2 protein-coding genes are annotated in these 6,652 nt (G+C 67.2%); both read right to left on the minus strand.

What is annotated here, in order from left to right:
- The coding region (locus BCA01S_RS34030) for a condensation domain-containing protein (RefSeq protein ID WP_027780664.1) at positions 1 to 2,071 on the minus strand (2,071 nt) is incomplete at its 3' end.
- A gap of 65 nt (positions 2,072 to 2,136) precedes the next feature.
- Positions 2,137 to 6,561: a non-ribosomal peptide synthetase gene (locus BCA01S_RS34035; RefSeq protein ID WP_027780665.1), complete on the minus strand. Its 4,425-nt coding sequence runs from the start codon at positions 6,559 to 6,561 to the stop codon at positions 2,137 to 2,139.
- Between the last annotated feature and the right edge of the window lie 91 nt (positions 6,562 to 6,652).

Below are 6,652 nucleotides of genomic sequence, written 5' to 3' on the forward strand. Positions count from 1 at the left end.
CCAGCTGGTCGGGATGAAGGGGGGCGTCGAGGAAGTCTGTTGCCGCTGCTGTCGCTGTTTCCGCGCTTGCGTCGTCATCCGGCTGAGTCGCCAAGACGGCGCCTCCCACCTCAACCACCTCACACCCCGCCAGCACCGCCGCCATCTGCTTCGCGCTAGCGCTATCGGCCACCACCTGCACGATGCCCGCGTCGTCGATCATCTGCACAAGACGCGCGGGCGGATACTCAGGATCGAGCGGGACGAACGCCCCGCCCGAGCGGATGATCCCAAGCAGCGCTGCAATCAGCGCCGGGCCGCGCGCCACGCACAGCCCCACGCGCCGCTCGGCGCCAACGCCTCGCGCGGCGAGCCGTGCGGCCAGCATCGCCGACCACGCGTCCAGTTCCGCATAGGTGAGCGATTCGTCCTCGCAGCGCAACGCAATCGCATCCGGTGAGCGCTTCGCCTGCGTCGCGAGCGCCATCCCGAGCGACTCGAACGCACAACGCTGCAACGGTGCTGCTTCATACCGACGAGGCAGCGTCACCGATCCAACGCGTTGCGCGGCGTCCTCGGCCATCTGCGTGAGAATCGATTCGTACTGCAATGCAATTCGCTCGACGGTGCTTGCATCGAACACATCCGCCGCATAGTTGAACATCAGGCGCAGGCCGTGCCCGTCGTCCACTACGTTCAGCACAAGATCAAAACGCGCCGTGTCCGTGCCGCCTGCCTCCGGCTCCACGACGAGTCCTGGCATCGCCACAGACGCGCTACTCGTCGCCTGCTCGAGGTTGAACATCACCTGAAACAGCGGCGAGCGCCCGAGATCGCGTTCGATCCGCAATGCGTCGAGGATGCTGCCGAACGGCGCCCCCTGGTGCGCATGCGCTTCGAGCACACGCTCATGAAGTCCGGCGAGCAGCGTGCCGAACGGCATGCGGCCGTCCACGTCGACGTCGATCACGAGCGTGTTGACGAAAAAGCCGATCAGCCCTTCTGTCTCGCTGCGCTGCCGTCCCGCCGACGGCACGCCGATCCGTACGCCCGGCTGCCCGCTATAGCGGTACAGCAAGGCGGCATACGCGCCGAGCAGTACGGTGAAAAGCGTCGTGCGCTGCGCGCGCGCGAGTTCGCGCAAGCGCCCGGCGAGCACTGGGGCGACGTCGCGCCGCGCGCGTCCGCCTTCGATGCCGCGCACCGCAGCGCGCGGTCGGTCCAATGGCAGTTCGAGCGCGGGACGCTCGGTGCCGAGGCGCTGCGTCCAGTACGCGAGGTTGTCGACGGGCGCGCCGTCCTGCCATTCACGCTGCCATGCAACGACGTCGCCGAAATGAATTTCGACGGGCGGCAGCGCGCGAGCCAGCGGCGCGTTCTGGTCCGTGAGCGCCGCGCGATACAGCGCCGCGAGTTCGCGAACGAGCAGCGACTGCGACCAGCCGTCGGACACGATGTGATGCACGGCTATCGAGAGCGCGTGACGCTCTGCCCCGATCGCGATGAGATCGACACGCAGCAGCGGCCCCTTCACCAGGTCGAATGGCTCGCGCGCGGCGGCACGCAGCATGTCGCTCAGTTGCGCGGCGTCTTCGAGCGCGTGCTCGCGCCACAGGTAGTGCGCGCCGTCGCCGATGTGCTGCGCCACCACGCCGCGCGTCTCTACGAAGCGCGTACGCAGTGCGCCATGGCGTGCGACGAGCGCACCGAATGCACGGCGCAATGCAGGCACGTCGAGACGTCCCGTCAACCGTAGGGTGCGCGACAGGTTGTACGCCGGGTTCTGCGGATCGAGTCTCCACAAGAACCACAGGCGCTCCTGTGCGGGCGCAAGGGGGTAACGCGCGGAGCCGGGCGAAGAAGGTACGCCGTCTGCATCGTTCGCGTCGCCGGCCTCGCGCGACAACGGCACGATCGGCAGACGTGCGGGATCCATGCCCTGCTCGCTCGCCTTCTCGCGAAAACGGCGCCGACGCTCCGGCGACAGTGCCGCGTACTTGCGCGCGATCGCGAGCGCGTGGCTCGGCGCGTCGCCGATGCCTGTGGAAGAATCCGGCGCGGCGGCCAGTTGGTTGCGGGTCGTGGTCTGCATGACGTCAGTCTGGTCAGTCTGAATAGGTAAGCGAGCGCGTCGCGCCCGCGCATGGTGTTCGCTTCTCAATCCAGCGCATCGAACAGTCCATCGAGCGCGTGCAACTCATCGTTCCCGATCTTTCCCGGCGACACGTCGACCTGCGGGTTTCCATCCACAACGTCCATGAGCAGTCGAGCCAACAGCCTCGGTGTAGGACTGTCGAACAGCGCCGCGAGCGCAACCTTGCGTCCGAGCTGTTCCGACAGTCTGGCGATCAATCGCACCGCCGCGAGCGAGTGGCCGCCGAGCGCGAAGAAATCGTCGTCGGCGCCGACACGCGCGAGCCCCAGCACATCGCCAAACAGCCGCGCCGTCAGCCCTTCGATCTCGCCCGATGGCTCCGCCCACTGCACCTCGCTTTGCGGCGACACCTCGAACCGCGCGAGCGCGTTGCGATCGAGCTTGCCGTTCGCTGTGCGAGGCAGCTTGTCGATCTGGTAGAGCGCCGCGGGGACCATGTAGCCCGGCAGACGCGCGGCAAGCGTCTGGCGCCAGCCTGCCGGTTCCGCGGATGATTGGCCCACCACATAGCCGACGAGCCGCGCTTCGGCGTCACCCGCGCGCGGCACGAGCGCGACTGCGGCGTCGAGCACGCCGTCGTAGTCGCGCAGTGCCCCCTCGATTTCGCCCAGTTCGATTCGATAACCGCGCAGCTTGACCTGCTGGTCGATCCGGCCAAGGCATTCGACCTCGCCGTCGGGCCGCTCGCGGCACAGGTCACCTGTGCGGTACATCCGCGCGCCCGGCGGCCCGTACGGATCAGGCACGAAGCGCTCGGCGGTGAGTCCGGCGCGACCCGGATAACCGCGCGCAAGATTGTCGCCGCCGATGCACAGCTCCCCGACGCCGCCTTGCGGCGTCAACTGTCCGCTCGCGTCGACGATGCGCAGCGCGTTCGCATGCAGCGCGCGACCAATGGTGACCGCTCCGCCTTGGCGCACCCGGGCGCAAGTCGACCAGATCGTCGTTTCGGTCGGGCCGTAGAGGTTCCACAAATCGACGCCGCGTTGCGCGAGTTGAACCGTCAGGTCTGCGGGCAACGGCTCGCCGCCGGCGATGCCAGTGAGTCGTCCACGCGACGCACCGCGCCAACCCGATTCGATCAGCAGACGCCAGCCGCTCGGTGTTGCCTGCATGACGCTTGCACCGCTTTCGTCGATAAGCCGCGCGAGCGCAGCGCCGTCCGCGACGGTGGCGGCGTCGGCCATTTCGACGCAAGCGCCTTTCATGAGCGGCAGGCAGAATTCCAGCAGTGAAATGTCGAACGACGGTGTAGTGACCGACAATAGTACGTCATCCTTATCGATTCCCATGACGACATCGACACTCGCGAGCAGCCTCGCCAGCGCGCCGTGAGAAACCGCAACGCCCTTGGGTCGCCCTGTCGAACCTGACGTGTAGATCACGTAGGCGAGTTCGGAGCCGGTGCACGGCGATACGGGTGGCGGCACTGTGGCCGCCTGGACGACGGTTTCAGGGACACGGGTAGCCCCGGAAGCGTTGGTGGCCTTGCTAGCTGTACCGGCTTCAACAACTTCGGCAGCCTCCGCAACTCCGACCTCTGCGCCGATCCCACCATTCACCACGATACGACCGTCGAGCGCGCCGCCGAGCCGCGCGCGCCCTTCTTCGTCTGCGATGACCCGCGTTATCCGCGCGTCGTCCAGCATGGCAGCGAGGCGCTCGGCCGGGAACGACGGGTCGAGCGGCACATACGCCGCGCCGCTGCGCCACACGCCGAGCATGCAGGCAATCAGCGCCGGCGAGCGGCGCATGCAGACGGCTACGCACTGCTCTCGCGCGACGCCGCTCGCACGCAAACGCGCGTCGATCGTTGCGGACCAACGGGCGAGCGTTGCGTAGTCGAATGCTTCGCCATTTTGCCGGATGGCGATGCGATGCGGCATGCGCGCGGCCTCAGCCGAGAAGCGCTCGTGCCACGCGAGCGGCGCGGGTTCTGGCAACGGCTCGGCACGCGGCGCAGCTCGCCGCACCGCAAGTTCACCGACGAAGCGCGGCGCGTGCTCGCCGTCGTCAGCGAGCTGATCAAGCAGCCCGAGATATTGCCGCTGCAACTGCTCGACCTGAGTGGGTGTGAGCCGCCGGTTGTCCCACTGCCATTGCAATTCGATGTGCGTCGCCGGCAGGATCGTCAGCGTCAGCGGATAGTGCGTGCGTTCGAACGAATCCACGTGCTCCACACGCAGCGCATCAGTTTCCGTGGACGCCGCTCGGGCCACAACCGGATAGTTCTCGAACACGATCAGGCTGTCGAACAACGCGTCGCCGCTGCGACCCGCCCACTGCTGCAGCGACGATAGCGGCGTATGCTCGACCTCACGCATTTGCATGTTGTAGGCCTGCAATTCGTCGAGCCAGGCCGGTATCGCCAACTCGCCGGGCACCGCTGCAAACACGGGCAGGCTATTGATAAACAGTCCGAACATTTCATCCGATCCAGCCAGAGATGCGGGCCGCCCCGACACCGTGACACCGAAGGCCACCGTCCGCATGCCGCTCACCCGCGCGAGCAGCACGGCCCACGCACCCTGCATCAACGTATTGAGCGTCACGCGATGCCGCTGCGCAGCGCGGCGCACCCGCGCATCGAGCGGCGCGTCCAGTCCGAGCGTGAGCTTGGGTGGCACGCTCGCCGTCTCGTTCGAATCTGTGCCGAGGGGCGCGACAAGGCTGGCTGTGAGCGTGCCGGTATCGTCGGCAGCGGGGAGCCGCTCGCTCCACCAATCCCGTGGATCGGGTTGCACAGCGAGCCACTCGACATAGCGCCGGTACGGTGGCGGCATGCCCGCGGCGGCTCGCGCACCGTCGCGCGGCGAAACACCCAACGCACGCTCGTAGTCGTCGAATACTTCGGCGAGCAGACGTGCGCCGCTCCAGCCGTCGGTCAGCACATGGTGATGGGTACGCACGAGGTCGAAGCGGCCATCTGGACGCCGGAACACGTTCACACGCATCAGCGGCGCGCGCGACGCATCGATGCCGGCAGCGATGTCCGCCGCGCGCCACGCGGCGAGGCGCGCGTCGTAGTCGTGTGCATCGCGCCAGTCGTGCACCGCAAACGGCAGCACGGCCTCGCGCTGAACGATCTGCAACGCCGCTTCGCCATGACGCCACTCGAAGCGCGTGCGCAACATGTCATGCCGCGCGATGGCGGCCTGCCAGGCGGCGCGCAAGGCGGCGGCGTCGAGTCGGCCGCCGAGCGTCAGCAGCAACTGGTTCACATAGACGCCCTCGCCCTGCTGCAACTCGCTGTGATAGAGCAAGCCCTGCTGCAATGGCGTGGCCGGATAGATATCGGCGACGCCGCCAAGCGGCAGGCGCAGCGCGCGCAACTGCACCTGGTCGAGGCCCGACAACGGGAAATCCGACGCTGTCGCGCCCGGCGGTGCGGCAACGCAATGCGCGATCAGTGCGTCGACGTGCTGATCGAACGCCGCGACAATGCGCTCGACGCTTTCACGCGCAATGCGTGCCGGGTCGAAGCGCCAGCGTAGCAGCAGCGAGTCGCCGGTGACGATGCCGTTGAGGTCGAGCGCGTAATCGACGCGCGCGCCGGGCCCTTGGCTGCTGCCTGCAGCATCGGAGCTGAAGGTGAAGCGCGACGCCGGATCGAACGACTGATCGAAGCGCCCGAGATAGTTGAAGCTGATCGCCGGACGCTGCCGCACGCGGCTCGCGTCGAGCAGCCCCCAGTGCATCCCTTTGTGAGGCACGGCACGCACGCGCTCCTTGACCGCAACGAGCGCATCGCCAGGTGCTGCCGGGACTCCTGGAAGCGCGACCGGGAAACGCGTCGTAAACCAGCCGACGGTGCGGCTCAGGTCGACACCGTCGATCACGTCTTCGCGGCCATGGCCTTCCAGTTCGACGGCAATTTCAGTCGCGCCGCTCCACGCGCCCAGCGCCTGCGCAAGCGCGGCGAGCAGCAACTCGTCGACGCGCGTGCGGTAGGCGCGCGACGCGTTTTGCAGCAGATCGCGCGTGCGGCTTGCGTCGAGTGTCCAGTCGATGGTTTCGCTTTCGGCGACGCGCGTGCCTGCGGGTGCACGCAACGGAAGTTCCGAAGCCTCATCGAGGACACTCAGCGCGTTCTGCCACCAACTGGATTCGGACTGAACTACATCGGAGTGCGAATATTGATCGAGCGCGCGCACCCAGGCGCGCCATGACATCGACGGCGCCGGCAGTGCAATTGGTTCGTCGCGTTCGGCCTGTTCGTAGGCGGTTTGCAGTTCTTCGAGGAGCACGCGCCAGGAAACGCCGTCCACGGCCAGGTGATGGATCGCGATCAGTACGCGCGTTTCGTCGGGCGTCTCCAAGTGGCCCACGCGCCAGATCGGGCCGTGTTCGATGTTCAGGCTCCACTGGATGCGGTCGCAGGCCGCTGTCAGCCCGGTAAGCGAGGTGAGGTGGTCGTGATGGACCACCGTTGTGCTAACTGACTGTGACGATTGTGAGGTCCGCGGCGGTTCTGATGCGTGCCATGCCTGTGAGACCTGGGACATTTGCCCGGCCATC

Origin of the sequence: Paraburkholderia caledonica NBRC 102488, from assembly GCF_000685095.1 — a bacterium.
GTDB classification, from domain to species: Bacteria; Pseudomonadota; Gammaproteobacteria; order Burkholderiales; family Burkholderiaceae; genus Paraburkholderia; species Paraburkholderia caledonica.